Annotated in this window: 16 protein-coding genes; 5 read left to right on the forward strand and 11 right to left on the reverse strand. The window is 33.3% G+C overall.

Going from position 1 to position 25,247, the window contains the following annotated elements; all coding sequences use genetic code 11:
* Positions 1-23: 23 nt before the first annotated feature.
* The 7 genes from ACM55H_RS10835 to ACM55H_RS10865 all read right to left on the reverse strand — a co-directional run bounded on the left by ACM55H_RS10835 (position 24) and on the right by ACM55H_RS10865 (position 10,597).
* On the reverse strand, positions 24-1,481 hold the full coding sequence (locus tag ACM55H_RS10835) for a glycoside hydrolase family 30 protein (protein ID WP_416836497.1): 1,458 nt from the start codon (positions 1,479-1,481) through the stop codon (positions 24-26).
* 44 nt (positions 1,482-1,525) lie between these two features.
* The gene (locus ACM55H_RS10840; protein WP_416836498.1) at positions 1,526-2,980 is read right to left on the reverse strand and encodes a glycoside hydrolase family 30 protein; all 1,455 of its coding nucleotides are present in this window, start codon (positions 2,978-2,980) and stop codon (positions 1,526-1,528) included.
* Positions 2,981-2,985: 5 nt separating this feature from the next.
* Positions 2,986-3,831, reverse strand: a complete 846-nt coding sequence (locus tag ACM55H_RS10845; RefSeq protein ID WP_416836499.1) for an endonuclease/exonuclease/phosphatase family protein — start codon at positions 3,829-3,831, stop codon at positions 2,986-2,988.
* A gap of 98 nt (positions 3,832-3,929) precedes the next feature.
* Positions 3,930-4,973 carry a glycoside hydrolase family 16 protein gene (locus ACM55H_RS10850; RefSeq protein ID WP_416836500.1) on the reverse strand — a complete coding sequence of 348 codons (1,044 nt, stop codon included), beginning with the start codon at positions 4,971-4,973 and terminating at the stop codon, positions 3,930-3,932.
* A 67-nt stretch (positions 4,974-5,040) separates the two neighbouring features.
* The gene (locus ACM55H_RS10855) at positions 5,041-5,910 is read right to left on the reverse strand and encodes a hypothetical protein (protein WP_416836502.1); all 870 of its coding nucleotides are present in this window, start codon (positions 5,908-5,910) and stop codon (positions 5,041-5,043) included.
* Positions 5,911-5,963: 53 nt separating this feature from the next.
* Entirely contained in the window at positions 5,964-7,472 is a 1,509-nt protein-coding gene (locus tag ACM55H_RS10860) for a RagB/SusD family nutrient uptake outer membrane protein (protein ID WP_416836503.1), read from the reverse strand.
* Between the two features lie 14 nt (positions 7,473-7,486).
* Positions 7,487-10,597 (reverse strand): SusC/RagA family TonB-linked outer membrane protein, encoded by a 3,111-nt coding sequence (locus tag ACM55H_RS10865; protein ID WP_416836504.1) that lies wholly within the window; start codon positions 10,595-10,597, stop codon positions 7,487-7,489.
* 348 nt (positions 10,598-10,945) lie between these two features.
* On the opposite strand from ACM55H_RS10865, the gene ACM55H_RS10870 reads away from it, so the two are divergent.
* Positions 10,946-13,810, forward strand: coding sequence for a triple tyrosine motif-containing protein (locus ACM55H_RS10870; protein ID WP_416836505.1), 2,865 nt, complete (start codon positions 10,946-10,948; stop codon positions 13,808-13,810).
* 49 nt (positions 13,811-13,859) lie between these two features.
* Here ACM55H_RS10870 and ACM55H_RS10875 read toward each other — a convergent pair whose 3' ends face one another.
* The 4 genes from ACM55H_RS10875 to gldJ form a co-directional block, all read right to left on the reverse strand.
* Positions 13,860-14,555, reverse strand: a complete 696-nt coding sequence (locus ACM55H_RS10875; protein WP_416836506.1) for an IS3 family transposase — start codon at positions 14,553-14,555, stop codon at positions 13,860-13,862.
* A 158-nt stretch (positions 14,556-14,713) separates the two neighbouring features.
* Positions 14,714-15,148 carry a transposase gene (locus ACM55H_RS10880; RefSeq protein ID WP_416836507.1) on the reverse strand — a complete coding sequence of 145 codons (435 nt, stop codon included), beginning with the start codon at positions 15,146-15,148 and terminating at the stop codon, positions 14,714-14,716.
* A 108-nt stretch (positions 15,149-15,256) separates the two neighbouring features.
* Positions 15,257-16,540, reverse strand: coding sequence for a UDP-N-acetylmuramoyl-tripeptide--D-alanyl-D-alanine ligase (locus tag ACM55H_RS10885; protein WP_416836508.1), 1,284 nt, complete (start codon positions 16,538-16,540; stop codon positions 15,257-15,259).
* A gap of 65 nt (positions 16,541-16,605) precedes the next feature.
* Positions 16,606-18,291, reverse strand: coding sequence for a gliding motility lipoprotein GldJ (gldJ, locus tag ACM55H_RS10890; RefSeq protein ID WP_416836509.1), 1,686 nt, complete (start codon positions 18,289-18,291; stop codon positions 16,606-16,608).
* Between the two features lie 210 nt (positions 18,292-18,501).
* Here gldJ and porU point away from each other — a divergent pair, with 210 nt between their 5' ends.
* The 4 genes from porU to pdhA all read left to right on the forward strand — a co-directional run bounded on the left by porU (position 18,502) and on the right by pdhA (position 25,243).
* Complete coding sequence (gene porU / locus ACM55H_RS10895) at positions 18,502-22,332, forward strand: type IX secretion system sortase PorU (RefSeq protein ID WP_416836510.1); 3,831 nt, start codon at positions 18,502-18,504, stop codon at positions 22,330-22,332.
* A 38-nt stretch (positions 22,333-22,370) separates the two neighbouring features.
* Positions 22,371-23,540: a type IX secretion system outer membrane channel protein PorV gene (gene porV / locus ACM55H_RS10900; RefSeq protein WP_416836511.1), complete on the forward strand. Its 1,170-nt coding sequence runs from the start codon at positions 22,371-22,373 to the stop codon at positions 23,538-23,540.
* Between the two features lie 77 nt (positions 23,541-23,617).
* Positions 23,618-24,100 (forward strand): cytidine deaminase, encoded by a 483-nt coding sequence (gene cdd, locus ACM55H_RS10905; RefSeq protein ID WP_416836512.1) that lies wholly within the window; start codon positions 23,618-23,620, stop codon positions 24,098-24,100.
* Between the two features lie 144 nt (positions 24,101-24,244).
* Entirely contained in the window at positions 24,245-25,243 is a 999-nt protein-coding gene (gene pdhA / locus ACM55H_RS10910; protein ID WP_035668263.1) for a pyruvate dehydrogenase (acetyl-transferring) E1 component subunit alpha, read from the forward strand.
* Positions 25,244-25,247 lie beyond the last annotated feature (4 nt).

Genomic DNA, 25,247 nt, shown 5'->3' on the forward strand with positions numbered 1-25,247 from the left:
TTAAAACAAACCGTTTTTGGCATTTAATAAACTAATGTTTGAATTGCATGAGGCAGTATATAAATTTCGGTAGCTTTTGTTCCAATGCACAAATTATACTTCAGTTTCTTATCGGTTTTATTCATAACCACCGTTACTGCTTTACCATCCTGATTTAAAAAAGAAGTAGTCATTAAATAGCTTTGACTGGAAACGCTACTTATTCTTTTTGCGCTTTTACCAATAAATTTAGAAAAATGACCAATAAAATAATAGGAAGGCGTATAGATTAATTCCCCTGTTTTGGTATTGCCATGTATTGGCGAAAAGCAAAAATTACCTACATGATTTGGCCCTCCATTTTCATCCAAAAGAATATTCCAGTCTGTCCAGCCTACTGTTCCGTTATTGAAGTCATGAATCATGGATTCTCCATATCGTTCCCCATTTGCCCAAAGTTGTAATTTTTTAAAATCAAATTTCTCAACACAACCTTCCGTGAACATTAAGTTTTTGTCAGGATACATTTCGTGCACTTTTCCAACATTTTCAAACATTGAATCTCCGCCACTCCAGTTTTCATACCAATGAAAACCAATTCCCCAAACATATTTATTCGCTTCCGGGTCATCAAGAATTGTACTCGCTCTTTGTGCCAGTAAATCTCTGTTGTGATCCCAAACCGTAATTTTTTTATCACCAAGTCCTGCTTTTTTCAATGTTGGTCCCAAATAATTCTTCAGGAAATCACGTTCTTCTTCGGCCGTGTAAATACAGGATTCCCAAGTTTGCTTCGCCATTGGCTCATTCTGAATCGTCAATCCCCAAACTGGAATTCCTTCTTTTTGGTAGCTATTAATAAATTTCACGTAATAATTAGCCCAAGACTGATAAAATTCAGGTAATAATCTGCCACCTCTCAACATATTTTTAGTGTCCTTCATAAAAGCGGGCGGACTCCATGGAGTTACGTATAATGTAGCCTTACCTCCTGCTGCTGCAATTGCCTTTTTGATTAATGGAATTTTAAATTCTTTATCATGCTCAATATTGAAACTCTTTAGTGCTGCGTCTCCTTCATCAACATAAGTATAACTTCCTGAACTAAAATCACAACTGTGAATATTCGTTCTGATTATTGAATACCCAATTCCTTTTTCTTTATCATAATAAGCTTCCAAGAATTCTTTCTGATTTTCTTTAGTTAATTTCGCAAAAACCTCAGCACTAGCATCCGTAATTGCTCCGCCAATACCTAAAAATGTCTGAAAGGTTTTACTTGGATTCACAAAAACACACAGTTGAGTTTCTAAAGGTTGTTTTAAGTCCGTGAATTGTAGATTATCTGTTTTTGTTAATCTTAAATCCGTTCCGTCAGCTGTCGTGTAGACGGTAACTGTTTTATTATTTGTTGAAAAAGGCTTTGATTGTATTTTACTCTTCTGTTGAGCAAAAGCAAAAAAAGATACTGCCAAAAGTGCAACTGTTGTAATTTTTTTCATTCTATAAATATTATGTAATGTTATTTTACCAAATATAAGTACTTCTACCAAATAAATGTTCCTATCGAACCTGCGTCTAATGAAGTTGTAACCCAATTTCCATTGTATTTAATATTAAAAATTTCGGCAGTACTTCCATCATTTTCAACAATTAAAACTATTTTCCCATTTGGCGTTTTAAAAGCCACATTATTTAAATTACCCGTAAAACTACTTCCAATTCTAACGGAACCGGCAGATACAAATTTAGATGCATGCGCAATAATATAATACGCAACATTTCTGGTAAAATTATCACTACTGTTTATCGTCAATGCTCCTTTACAAGTAGTACAACCGCCCGGAGTATTGGGTCCAAAAGAAGCATTATTGGCTAAGTTCCATTCTAATGCTGTTTTGCTCCAATTTCGCATGGAACCAATTATTACATTTTTTACATGCCATTTCAAATCGCCTTCAAAACTTCCGGTAGAAGATGTGTATTGTTCTGTAAAATATAGGTTTTTATTAGGAAAAGCACTGTGAACTGTTGACAAGGCACTTATATCTCCTTCATACAAGTGAAATGCTGAGCCATCAATAAAAGGATATGCTGAAGCGTCGCTTAACACTGCTATTGGATATTCCGGTTTGTTGCAATTATGGTCATATACCACAATTTTAGTTGTCAAATTTGCTGTCTGAAAAGCAGGACCTAAATAATTTTTTATAAAATCAGCCTGTTGTAAAGCAAGCATCAACATACTAGGATTATTTCCGGGATGCAATGGCTCATTTTGTGGCGTAATGGCATCAATAGTGATTCCTTCGGCTTTCATTTTTTGGATGTATTTCACAAAATACTGCGCATAAACTCCATAATACTGAGGTTTCAAGCTTCCTCCTACAAAATTAGTATTGTCTTTCATCCATATTGGCGGAGACCATGGCGTTGCCATAATTTTAATCTTTGGATTGATTGCCACTATTTCTTTTAGCATAGGAATCAAATCCGTTTTATCCGGAGCTAAACTAAAATTATCTAAATTCACATCAGTTTGTCCGCTTGGCAAATCATCATAAGTAAATGGCGTTGCATTCATATCTGAGGCACCAATACTGATTCTTAAATAACTTATTGCAATTGAATTATCATTGGCACCAAATAACTCTTGCAATAATTCTTGTCTTTTTTGTGCATTTAATAAATTAATAACCTGTACACTCCCTCCAGTTAAAGTATATCCAAATCCATCAATACTTTGAAAAGTTTGTGAATCATCAACCTCAACAGTAGCATAATTATTATAAGTAGTCCCAAATGCTAAAATTGACGTTTGCTTTTTAAGGCTTACGGTCTGATTGCCTTTGGTCAACCAAAAGTCAACTTCATTTACTGCTACCGGCGGAGTTGGTTTTGGAGCCGGATTAACAGTGTCACTAGCCGGAGAACATTTAGACAGCATGACTGATAAGGTTATTAAAAAGAAAATTTTCATAGTATATTTTATAGTATTCATATTAATTATTTAAAGTTTATTTCGACATAAACTGGCAAATGGTCAGATGGATATCTTACATTTTTCGAATCGCTTAAAACTGCATATTTTTTAACTTTTAAAATATTGTCTTTAGAAATAAAAATATAATCTATCAATTTAGTTACTGGTTCGTTATGCATAAAATTATTAAATGTTCCAGATGGTCCAAAAGGCTTCTCTTGTGAAACTTCTCTAGAATCGTCCATTACTTTTTTCAGTGCAATTATTCTATCTTCATTAGGTTCTGAATTGAAATCCCCCATGAAAATTACAGGATATTTTTTAGTGTTCAGTTCCTTTATTTTCGAAAGAATAAGCTGTATTCCTTTGGTTCTCGCATCTTCGCCAATGTGATCCAAATGCGTATTAAAAACCCAAAACAACTGTTTTGTTTTCAAATCTTTGAACAGCGCATAGGTACAAACTCGGTTACAGGCGGCATCCCATCCCATAGAAATTTCATTTGGTGTTTCAGATAGCCAAAAAGTGTTACTTTCCTTAACGCTAAATCTTCCTTTTTTATAAAAAATATTCGAAGATTCTCCTTTCCCAATTCCTTCTCTTCCAATACCTACATTATCATATTGCAATAGCGCCGTTGCGATATCAATAACCTGATTGGGTCTTGCTTCTTGAACTCCAAAAACATCTGGTTCGTAAAATTGAATCTGCGATGAAAAATAATCTTTTCGATGGTTCCAATCATTTTCTCCGTCACTTGCAACATCCAAACGAATATTATACGTCATTACTTTTAATGTTTGAGCAGGAGAAAACAAACTCATTAGAAGAAAAAATACCGCACAGATTATTTTTTTTGACTGATTCATTTCTTTAATTTTTAAATTATTATTCTCCACTGAAGCTTCTATCCAACTTATATATAGAAGCTCACAATGAAGAACTTACTAACTAAACAAAAACACCATTAATTATACACTCTAATATAATCTATCTCAAAAGTTGAAGAAGTAAAATTAGGATCGACAGGACCTCCCCAAACACCTCCCATTGCTAAATTTACAATCAAGTAAAAGTTTTTGTTGAATGGAAATTTATCTGAATTTACAAAAGTGTAAAACAACTTGTCATCCACATAAAACTTTATAGAACCTGCTTTCCAATCTGCTGTATAAATATGAAATTCGGTATTATCATTAGGCACATTTATAGTTCCAGTATCTGGAGTATTTCCTGAACGCCCGGGGGAGTGCAATGATGAATGATTGACATTCAACTCTTTTCCAACAGATTCTAAAATATCTACTTCACCACATGCAGGCCACCCAACACTGCCAATATTGCTTCCCAGCATCCAAACTGCAGGCCAGGTCCCAACTCCAGTAGGCAATTTTGCTCTGATTACTATTTTTCCATAAGTGAAATCAAATTTCCCATTGGATTCAAGTCTTCCAGAAGTAAATTCCCCCTTTCCATATTGTTCCCTAATGGCTTTTATTTTCAAAACTCCCCCTTCAACAATTGTGTTTTCTGAACGATTGGTATACGATTGAAGTTCGTCATTCACATAACCTGGATCCCATACTTGAAAATTCCATTTGGAGGCATCAGGTGCTCCGTCAATGTTAAACTCATCTGACCAAACTAAAGAAGATCCCACGAAAACTGTTAATGAAAGCTTCGAAGAAATAAAATGTCCTGAATTGTATGCAGATACATATATAACATAAGTATTTGTCCCTGATGTTGTATAGGTATAAGTAAAATCCCCACTTGTTAGTTCTTTAGTTTCTCCGTTTCCAAGTAAAATCTTATAAGAAGTTGCATTAGTTGCACTTAAACTAAAATTTACAGTTCCGGTACCATTCCCGTTTGGATTTTGTGCGTTTGCCCCAATAACTGTTGCCGAAATCGCAAGATTTGAAGGCGCTACTGCTATTTCATCCTCCCTACTATTGCCATTGCAAGAATAAAGAATAATTAGATTTAAAAATAAAAGTAATTTTCTCATTGTTTTGATATATTTATATATAAAAAGAGACTACTTCAAAAGTGAAATAGTCTCTTTTGTTAAAAAGTTATTGAACTCCTCTTAATTCTACATTATCTATTGCGATTCCGTCTTTTAAGTCTTCGCCTCCACATTTAATTACTAGATAAATTACTCCTGTAACAGTTGCAGTAAATTTTCCTTCATTAGTAGTATCACAACCTACATTTGACAATTTACCATTAAATGGAGAACCTCCACAGCCTGCCCAGGTATTAATTACAGCTTTTTTACCATCTGCTGAATAATCGTTATTTTGGGTTGGAGCAGTAGGGGATGCATATACTTCAAACCAAGTATTAGAAACACCAGTTGTAGAACTTGCGAGCATATCAATTTTATATATTTTTCCAGATACTACATTTATTGCTTGATAGATTGCCTGCTGATTCCATCCGCCACCTGTAATTTTAGCTTTACCATTAGCAAAAGCCCAAGCAGTCCCAGATGCACTTATTGTTAAAACGGTCCATTTACTAATATCATCAGCTGTCTCAAATTTAGCTCCTTGCACTAAATTTCCAGAATTTGGATCTGAAGTAGTAACAACAACATTTTGAGTAATGTTATTAACTACACCTCCTTTACCGATAGCACCATGTGTAATGGTATAAGCACCTGCATCAGGAAGGAAAATAGTTTCTGTCATTTTACCAAGATGCATTCCTGCACCATCTCCTAAATCCCATTTTGAGCCCAGCACATTTTTTGTTTGTGCTGTCAATGTAAATCTATTGGTAGAACCTGCTACAGGTGTTATTGTAAAAGCGGGATCTACATTAGCGTCCAACAATCCATTATCTGCGAAATCTTCAGACTGACAACTTCCTAATGAACTTAATGTTACAATAGACAGCATTAAATAAATGCTTCTATTTAGAACTATTTTTATATTCATAATATTTGTTTTTAGTATTAATAATTTGGATTTTGAACCAATTTTATTTTTTATTAATTATACCCTGGGTTTTGTTTCAATTTGGTCCCTTGAAGCTCTCTTGTTGGTATTGGAAAAATTTCATCTTTCCCTGCTGCAAAACCTCTACTTGCTAATTTAGTGGCTGCATCACCCCATCTTACTAAATCAAAGAATCTAAGCCCTTCGCCTGCAAGTTCCATTCTTCTTTCATTTTTAATAGCTGCAAGTGTAACTGGAACAGAAGGCAAACCAACTCTCGCTCTAACCGCATCAAGTAAAGCTTGTGCTCTTGCTCCTGAACCTAATGCTTCAGCTTCCATCAAATAAGTATCAGCAAGTCTAATTACATATGTATTCTGTCTGTAATTTAACTCTGCTGCTCCACCGCCAGTGCGAACATCGGTTTTTCTTGGAAGGAATTTATTCAAGAAATATCCTGTATCTTGATATCCACCAATATAATCTGCCTGACCAGCCGCTTTTAAAGCTTTTAAATCAAATACAGTAGCCCCAAATCTTGGATCTAATTTAATGGCATCATATAAATCTTGTGTGATAACATTGAAACTCCATCCTGACGGCAAATCTGCAGCTGTGGAACCAGATGGTCTTGAGTAACTTCTAGGACCCACCATAACATTCAATGAATTTCCTTCGTCTCTACCACTTCCCCAGAATCCCCAATCAGAATTACCGGCACTTGTGTGAGATACTTCTAGAATTGACTCTGCATTAAATTTATTGGCAACAACCCATAAATCATTAAAGTTAGATAACAATTTATTTCCGTATTGATTTGTTGCACCTGGTGTACCGTTTACTTGAGCCAAAACAGCAGCAGCCTCCGTTTTTTTACCTTCAAATAAATATACTTTGCCTAACATTGCCTGAGCAGCACCTTTTGTAAGGCGTCCAGATTCTGTAGCAGCCGGAACACTTGTTGGCAAAACATTTATTGCTTCTGATAAATCTTTTTCTATTTGGGCGTAAACAGCTTCAGGAGCAGCTTGCTCTGCCTCATACATATTAGTTGCGGTCAATGGATCTAATAATAATGGAACGTTTTTAAAGATTCGAACCAAATTAAAATAATAGATCGCTCGCAACGCTTTCGATTCAGCAGTAAATCTGGCTTTTAGATTATCAGCCATAGCAACATCCGGCAATTTTAAAAGCAAGGTATTTGCTCTAAAAATCCCTTGGTAATGATCATTCCAAAAACTACCAGGTACATTTGTCGAAGTAAGTGTATGCGTAGAGAAAGCTTGAATTCCTGCTCCATCAGTAGAACCACCACCACCGGCATAGAAATCATCTGAACCTGCGTTCATCATGGAAATTATATTTTCAAAACCGCCTGAATTTTTTCTGATTGGATCATAAACCCCTACAAGAGCCGCAGTTGCCTGCCCTTCATTGGCATAATAATTATCGGAAAGAAAAGAACCCTTTGGTGTAACATTAACAAACTCCTCAGAACAAGAACCTAAGGAAACCATTGCTGCTGCTATAAATAAATATTTAAATTTTATCGTTTTCATAATTCTTGATTTTATTAAAATTGTAAATTGGCTCCAAACATAAATGTTCTTGCTTGCGGATAGATTCCTTTGTCTATTCCAAATACACCTCCACCAATTTCAGGATCATATCCAGTATATTTGGTTAATGTAAATAGATTTTCAGCAGTTAAATACAAGCGCACTTTATTGGCTCCAATTTTACTAATCACATCACTTGGTAATGAATACCCTAACTGAACTAATTTTAATCTCAGGTAATCTCCTTTTTCTAAATAGAAATCGGACATTTTACCAAAATTGCCATTCGTATCATCATTTGTAAGTCTAGGATATTCATTTGATGTTCCTTCACCTGTCCATCTGCTTAATGCAATAGTTTGATAGTTAGCGTTACCAACATCTAATCTACGCAATCCTTGGAAAATTTTATTTCCTGCAGCACCCTGTGTAAAGGCCATAAAGTCGAAATTTTTATAATCTAAATTCAAAGTCAAACCAAAGGTGTATTTTGGAATATTACTTCCTAAAAATTGTTTGTCATCATCTCCAATGGAACCATTCCCATCGGTATCAACCCAACGGAAATCACCTGGACGTGCATTTGGTTGAATTAAACCACCTGAAGTATTTGTATAAGCGGCTATTTCAGCCTGATTTTGAAAAATTCCCGCGGTTTTAAATCCGTAGAATGAGTTATAGGATTGCCCAACTTGTGTTCTGGTCACTGCCCCCATCGACTGAAAAGAAGCATCTCCCGTAATATAATTTGAATCAGCAGCAATATAAGTAACTGTGTTTTTCAAATAAGCAACATTTCCATTAACGGAGAAATTTACTTCCCCAAATTTCTTCTTATATCCTAATTCAACCTCAATACCTTTATTATCCATGTCAGCAACGTTCCCTGTAGGATTTGCACCAACTCCAACATAACCAGGTATATTAATTGGACGTAAAATTCCATTGGTTGTTTTCTTATATAAATCTACTGTAAGATTAAAATCATTGAAAAATCTTGATTCAAAACCAATATTTGTTTGAGAAGTTTCCTCCCATCTCAAATCAGGATTATCAAGAGTAAGGTTAGCATAACCAGTAGTTATTGCTCCTGTGTTTCCAAAAGAATAATTGTAACCTCCTTCAACTAAGGAAAGATATCTGAAATTTGGTATTGCATCATTTCCTACAACTCCATATCCCCCTCTGATTTTCAAAGTATTAAGCACATTGCTTTCTTTCCAAAAATCTTCTTTGGTTAGTACCCATCCTAAATTAAATGATGGAAATACACCAAATTTATTATTGGCTCCAAAACGACTTGAACCATCACGACGAATAATCCCTGTAAACAAATACTTTTCTTTATAATCATAATTCACACGTGAGAACAAAGAAGTCAATTTATGTTCTGTTAAATCGAATGTATAACTGCTTCTGTCAGATTGTGGTATATCAAAGTTGAAAGATGCATCACGATAATCTGTAATTGGCAATCCAAACATAGTAGATCCAGAACCTCCTCCAATGTTATCCACATAAGAACCTTGTCCCAACAATACCGTTAAATTATGGTTGCCAAATTGATTTGCATACGTTACAATATTTTCAATATTCCATGCAAAACTTTTGTTATCATTTTTACTGTAACTGTTTTTAAGCACACTTGAAGTCGCACTTAAGTAAAAAACAGGTGTAAAACCTTGACCTCCCCAGGTAGACAATTTTCCACCAAGAGTTGATCTCACTTTGATATGTTTTGTTATTGCAGCTTCTAAATACGCATTTCCAACTAGATCATCAGACATGCCATACCCTCCTAGTCTAGTTTTGGCATAAGCCAAAGGATTGCTCATCTCTTGACCAACTAAGCTTGAAATTCCATAAGGATTCCCATTTGAATCTCTAATTACAGGATTTGTGCTATATGGAGCACCATTTGCTTTAACAGGATCTGTTTCGATAATTGGAGTAGTCGGATCAAGATTAATTGCAGAACTCAATGGCCCTCCAAATTCACTATTTGTATTGCCAATTCCAACTGTTTTTTGTCTCGAAAATCCAAAAGTCTGTCCGAAAGTAAATACTTTAGATATTTTATGAGTCGAGTTTAAACGGAAATTCTTTTTGGTATAATTCGAAATTTCAGTAGAAACGATTCCTTGTTGATCTTGAAGTCCAAAAGAAGCATAAAAATTAGAAACATCGCTTCCACCACTGATACTTAATTCGTGGGAATAGCGGAAAGCATTCGTATTAAAAATTGCTTTTTGCCAATCCGTTCCAACACCTAAAGTTGATAAATTAGAAAATATAACGGGACCTCCAGCAGCAACTGATTTCTCATTTAATAGGGCACCATATTGCGTTGCATTTAGTAAATGCAACGTTTTTTCAGGTGATGAAATTCCTGAGAATCCGTTGTAGTTTACAGTGATTTTTCCAGATTTTCCTTTTTTGGTTGTAACCAAAATAACTCCAGTTGCAGCACGCGTTCCGTAAATTGCAGCAGAAGCGGCATCTTTCAACACCTCTATCGATTCAATATCAGATTGATTAAGAAATCCTATTCCACCTGCATCAACAACAACACCATCAACAACCCAAAGAGGATCATTTCCACCTTCACCAAAAGTAGTCACCCCTCTAATTCGAATTGTAGATGACGAACCTGGCTGACCAGAACTCGCAGCAATGGTAACTCCCGAAACTCTACCTTGTAAAGCTTGCTCAATACGCCCATTAGGGACTTTCTCAAGATCTTTAGCCTTAACACTGGATATTGCACCCGTAACAACACTTTTCTTTTGAGTACCATATCCTACAACAACAACTTCCTGTAAGGATTCTGATGAAGGATTAAGTTTAACATCAATTCTATTTCTTCCGTTAATAGGTTCCTGAACGGAAGTATACCCTAAATAACTAAATACTAAAGTCCCTTTTGAAGTGGCCTTTATTTGATAATTTCCATCAAAATCCGTAGCCGTAGCTTTGGAAGTTCCTTTAATTAAAATGGATACTCCTGGGATGGGAAGTCCGTTTTCGTCATAAACTTTTCCGCTTACATTAGCATCTTGTGCTTGTGCGTAAACTGAGAATAGAATAGATAAAAAACAAAAAATAAGCAATTTTGTAAATTTCATATTTCTAAAAATTTTGGTTAATTAATTAGTAATTTCCAGCAATATTATATTTATTTTTTCTATATTCTCATTTATCTTTCCTTACAAAAACACATCAAAGTCATTTTTATTACTTGACAAAAACACATCAAAATTAACATAAGTATCTAATTATAAATTATTTAAATTTAATTTTATAGTGTTACACAAATGTTAATTTAAAAAAAAACCACTACATTTATAGAATATATAAATACTTCCATTTTTTTATCAAAATCTGACTAAAACTAGCACTTCTTCTTATTGTTCATGAGTAGAAACCGAAGTCTTTTTAAATAATAATCAATTCATTACACTTAGAATTTAATCATGAGATTTACAAAATTCCATTTTCTAATTTTATTAATAACAACAACAATCTGTAGTCAGGTCAAAAACATAGGACTACCAGATATTAGAAATTATAAAAGATCCGACTATAAAGGAGGAACTCAAAATTGGGATATTGACCAAGATAAAAACGGCAATTTATATTTTGCTAATAATAGCGGTCTTTTTCAATTTGATGGCTCATCATGGAGGAAATATAATATCCCAAACTCTGCAGCTATACGATGTGTAAAAATTGATAATTCTGGAAAAATTTTCGTGGGAGGTTATAGTGAATTTGGCTATTTTAAATCTAATTCAAAAGGGAAATTGGTTTATTTTTCTTTGTCTAAAATGATAAACATGTCCAATTTCAAACTGATGGACTTTATCTGGAAAATACACATTCATAATGACGAAGTTATTTTTCAATCGTTTGAAAGAACGTACATCTTTAAAAACAAAAAAATTAAAATTCTCGAGGCCCCTAAAAGATTCCAATTCTCATTTCAAGTAAAAAACCACCTCTATATACAAGATATTTCAATGGGAATATTGGAGTACAAAAACGGAAAACTATTCCAACTAAAAAATTCCACCATTTTAAATAACACAGAAATCTGGGGTATTTTTTCTTTACCTGAAAACAAGTTATTAATTGCCACTTTAAATAAAGGTCTTTATATATATGACAATGAAAAAATGATTCCTTGGAATACCGAAGCGAATGTTTTCATTAGAAAGAATAGTTCGCTTGGTGGTGTAGCAATAAAAGATAAATTCATTGTACTCAATTCCGTTTTAGAGGGGATGATTGTATGTGATTTAAATGGGAAAATTATTCAACATATCAACCGCACGAAAGGGTTGCAAAACAATACCGTTCTCACCTCTTTTGTTGACAGCAAAAACAACCTTTGGTTAGGTCTTGATAACGGAATTTCTTTTGTGAATGAAAATTCTCCTTTTACTTATTTTGGATTTAGTTATAATCTAAGTACCGTTTATGGTACGGCATTGCATAAAGGAAATCTTTACGTAGCTACTAATCAAGGTGTTTTTTATCATTCTTGGAATAATTCAACCAAAGAAGATACTTTTAAACTAGTAGAAGGAACTACCGGACAAGCATGGAACATACAGGTGATTGACGACCAATTATTTTGCTCACACAACACAGGTGCACTATTGATTGCGAGTGCAAAAACTATAAAAATATTGGACAATATAGGCTATTGGAAATTTATGCAAATTCCCAATCATCCAAATTATTTAATTGGTTCCAATTATAATGGCTTTTCAATATTTGAAAAAACATTAAATGGCTGGCAATTTAAAAATAGAATTGAAGGCTTTTCTAAGTCATCCGGATCATTTGAAATGGAAGGAAAAAACATTTGGATAAAAAAAGACAACTTAGCCTATAGAATGACATTAAGTAACGACCTGAAAAGGTTCGAATCTATAAAAACATATCAAGATTTGTCGGAAACGGTAAAAGGAATTGGAAACATACAACAGTTGGAAAACAAGGTCTATTTTCAAACAAACAATCACTTTTATAACTATTCCTACGAACAAAATTTATTTTTTGAAGATAAAAAAATGAGTAATTTATTTACTAAGATTCCAAAAATAAACACTTTAACTCAAGACAAATATGGAAACATTTGGTATATTTTTGATGAATCATTAGGTGTCTTAATGAAAACCAAAACGGGTAATTACAAAAATATTGTGTCTCCCTTTTCAAAACTTACTGGTAATATAGTATACAATAATCTATCCATAAACACGACTGGCCCTAACGATACATTCATTGGTTTAACGGATGGATTAGCTCATTATGATTCTAATTTATTAACCAATTACGAAGCAAAACCAAAAGCCTATATAAGAGGCTTTTCATTCCCCGGAGACACCATAGTTTTAGGAAATGGCCAAAAAGCATTGGATAATTATAAAATTCCATATGCTTCTAATCATGTAAAATTTACTTTTTCATCTCCTTCGTATGAAAATCTTGAGAATCTTGAATTTTCTTATCAGCTGGAAGGTTTTGATAACCAATGGAGCAATTGGTCTACAAATGTCATTAAAGAATACACCAATCTAAGAGAAGGCGATTACACTATGAAGTTAAAAGCTAGAACTAATTATGGTAAACAATCGGAACAAACCACATTAAATTTCTGCATTTCTCCTCCTTGGTACAGACACTTTTTAGCGTATTTATTTTATATTTCACTTGTCATAGCTTCTGTATATTTTATTAGAAAACGAATAAAAACTAAAATACGAAAAAACAAATATTATGAAACTATTGAACAAAGAAGGCTCTATTTGGAAAAAGAATCAAAAATCAGGCAAGAACAATACGAGCTGGAAAAAGAAATTGAAAAATTAAAAAATGATAAACTTCAAATTAAAATTTTAGCAAAAGACAAGGAACTAGTAAACAATTCTTTACAAGTTGTAAAGAAAAATAAAATCCTGAATGGAATTATCTATAAACTAAAAGATATTAATATAGAATCCTTTGATGAGTCCACAAAATTCCAATTTACAAAACTGAACAAAAGTATTACGAAAGAAGTAAATGCGGACAAAAGCTGGAAAGATTTGGAAAAACACATTAAGAATGTCCATTTTGATTTTCTAAAAAGATTGAAAGAAAAATATCCAACAATTTCTCCACGAGAATTAGATTTATCAACCTATTTATTGATGAACATGTCAACAAAAGAAATTGCCGAAATCATGAATATTTCAAACGGAGGTGTTGAATTAGCACGTTACCGATTAAGAAAAAAATTAGAACTCAACAAGAAAGAAAACCTCATTGGATTTTTAATGAGTATTTAAATTGTCCCGTCCTAAAAAAGCGATACAGATTATTAGCTAAAATTAAATATTAAACAGTAGTAAAAACGTTTTTGCTACTGTTTTTTGTTTTATAAGTTCTCATGTTCGTTTTGTTTTGAGAATGCATTTGGTTTGGAGTCAGCATATAATTTGAATAATGAGGTCTAATTTCATTATAAATAGTAACAGATTCCTTGATAATTTGGTTTGTTATTTTTACTCCTTGATTGTATTTATCAATCCTAAATTCTTGTTTTAAAATTCCATTTATTCTTTCTGCAACAGCATTTTCATAAGGATCTGAATTTTGTGTCATACTGCACAAAATCTTGTTTTTAACAAGCTCTTCTTGGTATTCATTGGCACAATATTGAATTCCTCTGTCAGAATGATGTATCAATGGCAAATTAAAACATTTTCTTTGTTTAAGAGCCATCAGACTACTTTGAGTGTTTAAGTTATCAGCCAGATAATAGCCCATTATCTTCTTAGAATAGGCATCTGTAATCAAACTTAAGTAGCGAGGATTATCTCTTTTTCCGATGTATGTAATATCGGATACCCAGACTTGTTCGGGTCTATTAATCTCTAAATCTAAAATTAGATTTTCGTGTTTTCTAAAGCGATGATGCGAGTTGGTTGTTATATGATAAGAACGTTTTGGCTGAATTAATAAATGATTGGCTCTTAGTATATCAAAGAATTTATCCCTGCCTATTTTTATCAACAGGAGTTTGTCTGACAAAAGATAATACAGTTTTCAAGTGCCTAATCTAGGCATTGTTTTTCTAATGGCATTAACCATCAAAACAACCTGTTCAGCTTTGTCTTTCTTAACTATTTTTCTTCGAATTCTTCGATAATAAACCTGTCTGTCTATCCCGAACAAATAACAGGTAAATACTATTGTTTGTTGTTCTTTTGCTTTGAAATGGTCGATTGTTCGGGTACAGAGTTTTTTCGGATATCGATTTGATACTCTTTTTCTGCTAAATCAATCATCATATCAAACAGGATAGCTTTCTTGTCTGCAACAAAAGCTTGTCGCTCCAAGAATGCTTTTTGTTTTTCTAAAAGCTTGACTTGAACTTCAAGCTCCATAATCTTTTGTTCTGGTGATTTTTCCATCTTTGACGGGATTTGGTTCTCCCAATCAAAGTTACCAAATTTAATTAACCATTGTGCAACTGTCTTTCTACATTGGATACCGTACTTCTTTGTTGCCTCAGTAACTGTAAGTTGTCCTCGCTCTATTTCTTGAACGATTTCTAATTTTAAAGACATCGTGTAGTCTTTTTGCGTACGCTTTAAATAGCGTGCTTCTTGTAATGATTCCATAGGATACTTTTTTGTGTATCGCTATTTCAGGACTAGACAAATTGAACTAAAAAAAGCCATCATAAATTAAAATGATGGCTTTTAAATTCTAAAAAATAGAAGTTTCCGTTACAAAAAATCCAAAGTCCGCTCTAAAGCCATTCCTCTGGAACCTTTTATTAGAATAGTACTATTTTCAATTTTAATTTCTTTTAAATGATCTGAAAAATTCTCAAATGTCTCGTAAAACCAAAAATTAATTTTATCAACTTTATTATCATAAAATGCTTTACCAATAAAATAACAATTTATTTTTTCCTCATCAGAAAGCTTTGTCACAAGTTCTCTATGCTCTTGCTGACTTTCCTGTCCTAACTCAAACATATCACCCAGTATCATAATTTTTTTTGCATTATCTAATTGTATAAAATTCTCTATTGCAACACTCATACTGCTAGGATTTGCATTATAAGCATCCAGAATAATTTGATTAGTTCCTTTGGTTAATAGTTGCGATCTATTATTATCAGGAATATAACTTTCTAAAGCCTCTTTAATAGCATTATCCTCAACTTCAAAATATTTCCCTATAGTAAGTGCCGCATTAATATTATTGGCATTGTATAATCCAATTAAATGAGAAACGACCGTACCATTAGAATAATTTATTTCTACAAATGGATTCGCTTTTACACTCGTTATATTCACATTAGCATTTTCTTTATTTATGCCAAAAGAAAATGATTTCAATATTTTTGCTTTTTCAACTTGAATTGGATCTTCTAAGTTTATAAAAGCTAGCTTATCGTTCTCAAAAAGATAGTTATACATCTCACTTTTGCCTTCAATAACACCTGCTACCCCACCAAAACCCTCTAAATGAGCTTTACCAAAATTAGTTATATAGCCATAATCCGGTTTGGCTAATCCACAAAGAAATTCAATTTCTTTTTTATGATTTGCCCCCATTTCTACAATCCCAATTTCAGTTTCTGAATTAAAAGAAAGCAAAGTCAATGGCACACCAATATGGTTATTCAAATTTCCAATTGTTGCCTTGGTTTTATATTTTTTTGAAAGAACAACATTAATGAGCTCTTTTGTTGTTGTCTTTCCATTACTACCTGTAAGAGCAATTATAGGTAACTTTAAATAAGCTCTATGAAACTTAGCTAATTCTTGTAGCGCTATTAAACTATCTTCAACCAAAATAGTTCTTTGGTCAATAAAGTATTCGCTATTATCAATAATAACATAAGATGCTCCTTTTTCTAATGCTTCCGCAGCAAATGTATTAGCATCAAAACGATCTCCTTTTATAGCGACAAATAATGAGTTTGACTCAATTTTACGTGTATCTATTGAAACCGATTTACATTTTAAAAACAAACTATGAATGTAATTAATATCCATTTAAAAACGATTTAAAAAAATAAAAGCCCTAATCAAAGGGCTTTTATTACTATTATATAAAAAAATTAATTTCTTGCTGATTTCTTCTTATCTGCTTTAGGTCCAACTCTTGACATCGCACATCTAAATCCAATATAATCAGTTGCCATATCTTGTGGAAAATATCTTCTTTGAGCAGGATCTAACCAATACGCTCTGTCTCTCCAAGATCCTCCTTTATAAACTCTTACATCATCATTTATCAAAGTGGTTCTTTTACTGGAAACATCATACTTTCTAACCATTTTCCCTAAACTGTCAGTAGTGACATTGTGTTTTGGAGAATTGTACATGATTTTTTCTTCTTTTTGTTTTTCGTTATCCGATTCAGAAGATCCAAAATTATAATATCTGGTAGACTGCTTATCACCGTCTCTATAATTGATATTATCACTTTTATCAAAATTTGTTCTTAAATAGGTTTCATTTTCATCAACTGGAACCTGAGCAATTTGACCAGGAAAACTAGTTGCAACTTTTTTACCGTTGCTTAAAGTTTTATACTCCATGTTTTCTTTAGTCACAATTTCTACTTTACCATCAGCTCCAATTTTATTTTTAGTGTATTGATTTCCTCTAAAATAGTTAAAGTCATTCGATTCATTATCAATAATTGGTCTATAAACATCCTGTACCCATTCGGCAACATTTCCTGCCATATCATACAAACCAAAATCATTAGCTGGATAACTTTTTACTGCATTAGTAATATCAGCACCATCATCAGACCATCCTGCTATTCCACCATAATCACCATTACCTTGTTTGAAATTGGCCAATTGATCTCCTTTGCTTTGTCTTTTTCCAGAACGGGTATAACTACCAGACCAAGGATATTTCTTTTGACCTTTGTAAATATTGTATTCTCTTTGTCCAACATCGGCTGCCGCTGCATATTCCCATTCTGCCTCAGTAGGAAGTCTGTATTCTGGGAGTATAATTCCAGAAGAACGTTGTGCATATATATTTTTCTCTTCAGTAACCTTACCGTCTTTTCCTGCTTTTGGTGTTTTTCTAGCGCCTTTTCTTCCTTTTAAAACAATTTCTTCATTACCTCCATAAGTCAATGTAGGACTATTCAAATAGGTTTCAGTACTAAAAGAACTTTCTGCACTTACATCATTAGTTTTTGCGTTTTTCTTAAGGTATCCGTTTTTTTCCAAAATTGCTTCATTCACACGATCCGTTCTCCATTTACTAAATTCAACTGCTTGAATCCAATTAACTCCTACAACAGGATAATTTGCATAAGAGGGATGTCTTAAATAGTTATTGGTCATTGTTTCATTATAACCTAATCTATTTCTCCAAACTAAAGTATCTGGCGAAGCGCCTTCATATATATTTTTGTAATTTTCTTCAGTTGGAGGAAATACTTTTTTCAACCAATCTAAATACTCTAAATACATAAAGTTTGTAACTTCAGTTTCATCCATATAAAAAGACTGAACATGTTGCTGTGTAGGAGTATTATTCCAATCATGCATAACATCATCTTCCACTTTCCCCATAGTAAATGTACCCCCTTCAACAAAAACCAAACCTGGTCCTGCTTCTTGCTTTTTACTGCTAGAACCTTTTTTACTGTCTACATTCCAACCAGTAGCCCTTGATGCATTTTTTGAGCTGGATTTTTTACTGCAACTCGCCAAACCTAATATCAAAATCATTGATATCATCAATCGCAAGGTCATAATTTTGTTTACTTTCATACTCTTTAGTCGGTAATAATTTAAGTGCCGCAATATAATAATTAACCATTAACTGACAACATCCTTTTTTAATAAATTTAATTCTCTAAATTTTATCAGAAAATTATACAATAGAAACGCAAATTTATAATATTTATTATTTACAATAACACTAAATGATTTATTTTTACTCATTAATAACAATTCACTTTATATCACGTTTAAAAAATAATGAAAAAAATAATTCTGGTTTATTTATCCCTAATTTCTTTCGTTTCTTTTGCACAAATTAAAGGTGATGTAACCATCGAATGGTTAGAAAAAAAGGAAATGTTTTTTGGAGATTTCAAAGCGACAGTTCCTCAATTTAGCGGAAGTAGTTATTATTTTGATTTTTCAAAAAAAGCAATTACCTATTCCCTTAAAATATCAGAATCAGCTTCTTTTGATGAAAACGACCTACAAATTACAAACATAGTATACGAATCAATTACAGCTTCTCAACTTGGAGAATTGGATTTGGAAAACATTCCAAAAACCCCAAATAGTTCATTAAAAATCAACAACTCAAGAAATCTTAGACAAGCTTTTCTTTCTTTATCACCAATCGTAAAAGATGATTTGGGTTACAAACGAATCAAATCATTTTCTTACAGTATAAAAAGCAATTCTTCGAGAATTTCTCAATCGAACAAAAGCACGAATATCATTTCTAATTCCATTTTAGCTTCCGGAGATTGGTATCAATTTTACGTTGAAAAATCCGGTGTTTATAAAATTTCAAAAAGCTTTTTGCAGCAATTAGGACTCAACACAAACAGTATTGACCCAAAAAAAATAAAAATTTACGGCAACGGCGGTAAAATGTTGCCTTTGTCAAATAATATTGATTATCCATCTGATTTAACTGAAAATCCAATTCAAATTATTGGCGAAAGCGACGGTGTTTTAAATAACGATGATTATATTTTATTTTATGCCGAAGGATTAGATACTTGGAATGAAGAAAGTCAAACCTTCAATAACTTGTATGATACAAAGTCCTACTATTATATAACCGTTCAAGGTGACGATGGAAAACGAATTCCTGAAATGACCCAACCTACAGGAAACAGCTCATTAACATTAGACACATTTGACGATCATCAATACCATGAATTAGATCTTGTAAATATTGCACATCTTGGTCGGCAATGGTTCGGAGAATCGTTTGACATCAATCAAGAGCAAGAATTTGAGTTTAATTTTCCAAACTACGATTCAACAACGCCAATAAAAATTATGGCAACAACTGCTTCTGCTGCTTTCACTCCTACTTCATTCAAGGTAGCGGCAAATGGCCAAGAAATAGGAAACATATCATTTCCATCTTTAAATACGAATTCAGATACCGAATTTAATTTAGCCATTTTACCAAAAAACACAACTTTTAGTGGTTCCGAAAACGTAAAAATAAAGCTAACCTATAACAACAATAGCGTTCCTGGTTCAAAAGGATATTTAGACTACATTAGACTTATCGCCAAAAGAAAACTTCAAGGTTATGGAAAACAGTTTATTTTTCAATACGACTTGTCAAATTCTAGTTCCGGTATTGTAAGTTATTCCGTTTCTAATGCAACTGGAATTTCTCAAGTTTGGGATGTAACCGATTTATTCAATGTAACCAAAATTGAAAATTCAAATCAAAGTTCCTTTACTTTCAAAGCTAATTTGGGCGAACTCAGAAAATACATTGCAGTCGATGCTTCAGACTATTATACTCCTTTAAAAGACAGTAAAACAAAAATTGCCAATCAAAACTTAAAAGGAACACTTTTTAAAAATAATCAAGGCCAATTTCAAGATATTGATTATATAATTATAACTCCAAATTCCCTAACGACACAAGCTGAAAAATTAGCTAATTTCCATCGTATCAATTCTAATCTAAATGTAAAAGTAATATCTCTTGAATCTATTTATAAAGAATTTTCATCAGGAAAACAGGACATTTCTGCTATTAGGAATTGTGTGAAATATATTTATGAAAACGCATCGACAGCTGATAAAAGAATAAAATATGTAAACCTTTTTGGCGATGCATCCTATGATTTCAAAAACCGAATTACAAACAACACCAATGTAGTTCCTATTTATCATTCCTTAAACAGCAATACTTCGGGGGAAACTTCCTTTGCTTCCGATGATTTTTTTGGGCTGATGGATGCTAATGAAGGAAATATAGTTTCTTATTTTGGAGGAATTGACATTGCAGTTGGAAGAATGCTCATAAATGATGCTGCACAAGCTGATGAAATGGTAAATAAAGTTATAGAATACTATGATTTAAAATCATACGGAAGCTGGAGAAATAATTTTGTTTTAATTTCAGACGATGCTGATAAATCTTCGGACGCAAGTCTTCAAACCCGTCAAAACAACTTAGCAGATATCATTGCTACCGAAAAACCATTTTTGAATGTCAATAAAATAATATTGGATTCCTATGTTCAAGAAGCTTCCGCAGGAGGTTTTAGATATCCAAAAGCGAGAACTGATCTTTTTAATGCTTTCGAAAAAGGAGCATTAGTGTTTAATTATTTAGGACATGGCGGAGAAGATGGTTTATCAAGCGAACGCATTTGGGAAAAATCAGATGGCCAAAATTTAAGTAACCAATACAAATATCCTTTATTTATAACCATCACTTGTGAATTTTCCCGTTTTGACAATCCTTCCAGACCAACTGCTGGCGAATATACCTACTGGAACCCCAAAGGCGGAGCCATTGCAATGATTACAACCATACGGGCAATAGGCCAATATAACGCGGAAAATTTCAATGATATTCTTTCTGAAAATTTATTGTCATTTGGCTCTAACCAATATACTTCCATTGCTGAAACATTGCGACTTTCCAAAAACAGCAATCCAAATTCAGCGACTAATGTAGTTTTTTATATTGGCGATCCCGCATTAATGCTTGCTATACCCAAACCTAAAATAAGTCTTACTAAAGTAAATGACGTTTCAATTTCTCAACCCGTTGATGATTTCAAATCATTAGCCAAAATTAAATTGACTGGAGAAATTACAGACGAAAACAACAATCTGCTTACAAACTACAATGGAGAAGTCTCCACAACCATTTTTGACAAAATCATTCCAAGAACAACACTTAATAATGATGGAAATAGTACCCCGATAAATTTTAATGTTTTGGGTGAAACCATTTTTAGAGGAAATGCATCTGTCACTAATGGTAAATTTGAATTTAGTTTTGTTGTTCCTCGAGACATTAGAATTCCATTAGCCAACGGAAGAATCAGTTTTTACGCCAAAAAAAATCAAATATTAGAAAATGAAACGGGCTATAATACCAGTATAAAAGTGGGAGGAATTAATGAAAATGCAGTTGCGGACAATATTAGTCCAAGAGTGAAGTTATATATGAATGACGAGACTTTTGTTTCGGGAGGCACAACTAATGAATCGCCTTTCCTACTTGCTTTTCTTGAAGATGAAAATGGTATAAACACAGCCAGTGGAATTGGTCATGACATTGTTGCAATATTAGATGGCGATGTGAATAATCCTTACATTTTAAATGATTATTATCAAACAAAATTAGATGATTATACTAGTGGAACACTTCGGTTTCCGCTACGTAATTTATCAGTCGGCTTGCATACTATAACTTTCAAAGCATGGGATGTGTATAATAACCCCATAATTACTGAGATTCAGTTTGTAGTAGTTGGTGATGAAACGATAACATTGACTCATGTCTTGAATTATCCCAACCCATTTGTGAATTACACTGAATTTTGGTTTACTCATAACAGACCTTATGAAGCGTTAGACGTCCAGGTTCAAGTTATGACGATAACAGGAAAAGTGGTTTGGACTAAAAACCAGGTTGTTTTAACCGAAGGTTTTTTATCAAAAGAAATCACTTGGGATGGTAAAGATGATTTTGGCAGCAAAATTGGGAAAGGAGTTTATATTTACAAACTCACGGTAAAATCGAACTTGACAAATAAAAAGGTTGAAAAGTTTGAAAAACTTGTAATACTTTAATAAAATACTATATTTGTTTAACCCATATTCTTACAATAATGAAAAAAATTACGTCGGTCTTTATCTTTTTATTTATAGTTTCATTAGCTAAAGCACAAGATAGAGTCATAACAACAGGAGTTCCATTTTTATTAGTATCTGCTGATGCAAGAGCTGCAGGTATGGCTGATATAGGTGTTGCATCATCCGCAGACGCTTTTTCACAACAATGGAATCCAGCAAAATATGCTTTTGCAATAGACAAGCAAGGCTTCTCTGTGAGTTACACCCCATACCTTACTGATTTAGTAAACGATATTTCATTAGGACAATTAACTTATTATAACAAACTGAACGAGCGAAGCGCGTTTGCAGGAAGCTTTAGATACTTTGGTTTAGGTAACATAGAACTTCGTGAAACTGGTAATCCAGATGAAGTTCCAAGGATAGTTTCTCCAAATGAATTTGCTCTTGACGGATCATATTCTTTAAAATTAAGTGAACGTTTCTCTATGGCTGTTGCCGGACGCTATATTCATTCCAGTCTAAAAGTGGCATCTGACAATGGTGATGCTACACCAGCAAGTTCATTTGCAGTTGATGTGGCAGGATTCTATCAATCAGAAGAAATAGCTTATACTGACTTTAACGGAAGGTGGAGAGCAGGATTTAACATTCAAAATTTAGGCCCAAAAATAAGTTATGACAATGATGAATTTAGCACTAATTTTCTTCCCGCAAATTTAAAAATAGGAACTGGTTTTGATTTCATATTAGATGATTATAATAAAGTAGCTTTAAATCTAGAATTCAATAAATTATTAGTACCCACTCCACAAAACCCAGATTTAAATGGAGACGGAACAGTTACCAGTGAGGAAAGAGCTCAAAACCAACAAGATTATCGTTCTATTAGTTGGGTATCCGGTGTATTTAAATCATTTGGTGATGCTCCAGATGGATTTAAAGAAGAATTAAAAGAATTCACCTATGCAGCAGGTGCTGAATATTTATACCAAGATTCATTTGCCATGCGAATGGGATATTTTCACGAAAGTCCTTTAAAAGGAGCGAGACAATTTTTCTCTCTTGGAGCAGGATTTAAATATACAATTGTAAAAGTGGATGTCTCCTATTTGTTCTCTGCATCGAAAGTAAAAAACCCTTTGGAAAACACACTTAGATTTTCACTTACTTTCAATTTTGGCGACAAGTATGATGAATATTAAATAAAGTAAATTTTAAATATAACAACAAATCCAAATTTCATATCGTTGAAATTTGGATTTTTTTTCCTGTAAAAAGAATGAAAGAAATTACCATTACTACACAATTCAATGTCTTTGATTCCGTTGAAGACTTGCCAAATGACATAATAAATTTAATGGAACAAGCTATAACTGTCAGAAAGAAAGCATATGCTCCTTATTCTAAATTCAGAGTCGGCACCGCTATTCTTTTAGACAATGGAAAAATTATACTCGGCTCAAATCAAGAAAATGCAGCATATCCTTCTGGTCTTTGTGCAGAACGTGTGGCAATTTTTCAAGCAGGGGCAATTTATCCTGATGCAAAAATTTTAAAAATGGCCATAACAGCTGCTTCAGACACAAATAAAACGACTACCCCCATTCCTCCTTGTGGCTCCTGTAGACAATCAATCGCAGAATATGAAATAAAACAAGACACCCCTATAGAAATCTATTTTATGGGAGAAATAGGAGCTATTTACAAATCTGCATCCCTAAAAAACTTGCTCCCATTTATGTTTGATAAAAAGTTCTTGTAAAAAAAACCAAAAACTAGCGTATAAATTTTACTTCTTAGTTGGAATGTCTTATTTTTGCGATTCGCAAATTTGTGGGAGGAAACTATTTTGCGTTATGGTACCAATTGATAATACAATAACACTTTAGCAAAAGAATTAATTCAGATGAAAGAAGTTACAAAAGAAGTTTATTTAAAGTGGTATGAAGACATGCTGCTTTGGAGAAAGTTTGAGGACAAACTTGCAGCATTATACATACAACAAAAAGTTAGAGGATTTCTACACTTATATAATGGTCAAGAAGCCGTTCTGGCAGGTGCATTACACGCCATGGACTTGACAAAAGACAAAATGATTACTGCTTACAGAAATCACGTTCAACCAATAGGAATGGGTGTTGATCCAAGACGAGTAATGGCTGAACTAATGGGAAAAGTTACAGGAACATCTAAAGGAATGGGTGGTTCTATGCACATTTTCTCAAAAGAACACCGTTTTTATGGTGGACACGGAATTGTAGGTGGACAAATACCTGTAGGTGCCGGATTGGCATTTGGAGATAAATACAACGGTACAGGTGGTGTTACTATGACCTATTTTGGTGATGGAGCTGCTCGTCAAGGTTCTTTACACGAAGCGTTCAACATGGCTATGTTATGGAAACTTCCAGTAGTATTTATCGTTGAAAACAACGGTTACGCTATGGGAACCTCTGTAGAAAGAACTGCAAACCATACTGATATCTGGAAACTAGGTTTAGGATACGAAATGCCTTGCGGACCAGTTGACGGAATGAATCCTGTAAAAGTGGCTGAAGCAATGACAGAAGCTATTGATAGAGCACGTCGTGGTGATGGACCAACTTTCCTTGAAATGAAAACATACCGTTACAGAGGACACTCCATGTCTGATGCACAATTATACCGTTCGAAAGAAGAAGTAGAAGAATACAAAAAAATAGATCCAATTACACAAGTTTTAGATGTAATTAAAGATCAGAAATATGCTACTGAGGAAGAGATTGAAGCAATTGATCAAAGAGTAAAAGATTTAGTTGAAGAATGCGTAAAATTCGCTGAAGAATCACCTTACCCTGAAATCCAACAATTATACGACGTAGTATACGATCAAGAAAACTATCCATTTTTACCTCATAAACTATAAATCA

The organism is Flavobacterium cryoconiti (assembly GCF_048158645.1).
In the GTDB taxonomy this organism is placed as follows: Bacteria; Bacteroidota; Bacteroidia; order Flavobacteriales; family Flavobacteriaceae; genus Flavobacterium; species Flavobacterium cryoconiti.

Bases quoted from the DNA above. Each gene is read 5' to 3' on its own strand.
- porU (WP_416836510.1), top strand. From the start codon at position 18,502: ATGAAAAAAATAATTCTGGTTTATTTATCCCTAATTTCTTTCGTTTCT.
- ACM55H_RS10845 (WP_416836499.1), bottom strand. From the start codon at position 3,831: ATGAATCAGTCAAAAAAAATAATCTGTGCGGTATTTTTTCTTCTAATG.
- ACM55H_RS10860 (WP_416836503.1), bottom strand. From the start codon at position 7,472: ATGAAAACGATAAAATTTAAATATTTATTTATAGCAGCAGCAATGGTT.
- ACM55H_RS10865 (WP_416836504.1), bottom strand. From the start codon at position 10,597: ATGAAATTTACAAAATTGCTTATTTTTTGTTTTTTATCTATTCTATTC.
- ACM55H_RS10850 (WP_416836500.1), bottom strand. From the start codon at position 4,973: ATGAGAAAATTACTTTTATTTTTAAATCTAATTATTCTTTATTCTTGC.
- cdd (WP_416836512.1), top strand. From the start codon at position 23,618: ATGAAAGAAATTACCATTACTACACAATTCAATGTCTTTGATTCCGTT.
- ACM55H_RS10880 (WP_416836507.1), bottom strand. From the start codon at position 15,148: ATGGAATCATTACAAGAAGCACGCTATTTAAAGCGTACGCAAAAAGAC.
- gldJ (WP_416836509.1), bottom strand. From the start codon at position 18,291: ATGAAAGTAAACAAAATTATGACCTTGCGATTGATGATATCAATGATT.
- ACM55H_RS10885 (WP_416836508.1), bottom strand. From the start codon at position 16,540: ATGGATATTAATTACATTCATAGTTTGTTTTTAAAATGTAAATCGGTT.
- ACM55H_RS10835 (WP_416836497.1), bottom strand. From the start codon at position 1,481: ATGAAAAAAATTACAACAGTTGCACTTTTGGCAGTATCTTTTTTTGCT.
- ACM55H_RS10840 (WP_416836498.1), bottom strand. From the start codon at position 2,980: ATGAATACTATAAAATATACTATGAAAATTTTCTTTTTAATAACCTTA.
- pdhA (WP_035668263.1), top strand. From the start codon at position 24,245: ATGAAAGAAGTTACAAAAGAAGTTTATTTAAAGTGGTATGAAGACATG.
- porV (WP_416836511.1), top strand. From the start codon at position 22,371: ATGAAAAAAATTACGTCGGTCTTTATCTTTTTATTTATAGTTTCATTA.
- ACM55H_RS10870 (WP_416836505.1), top strand. From the start codon at position 10,946: ATGAGATTTACAAAATTCCATTTTCTAATTTTATTAATAACAACAACA.
- ACM55H_RS10855 (WP_416836502.1), bottom strand. From the start codon at position 5,910: ATGAATATAAAAATAGTTCTAAATAGAAGCATTTATTTAATGCTGTCT.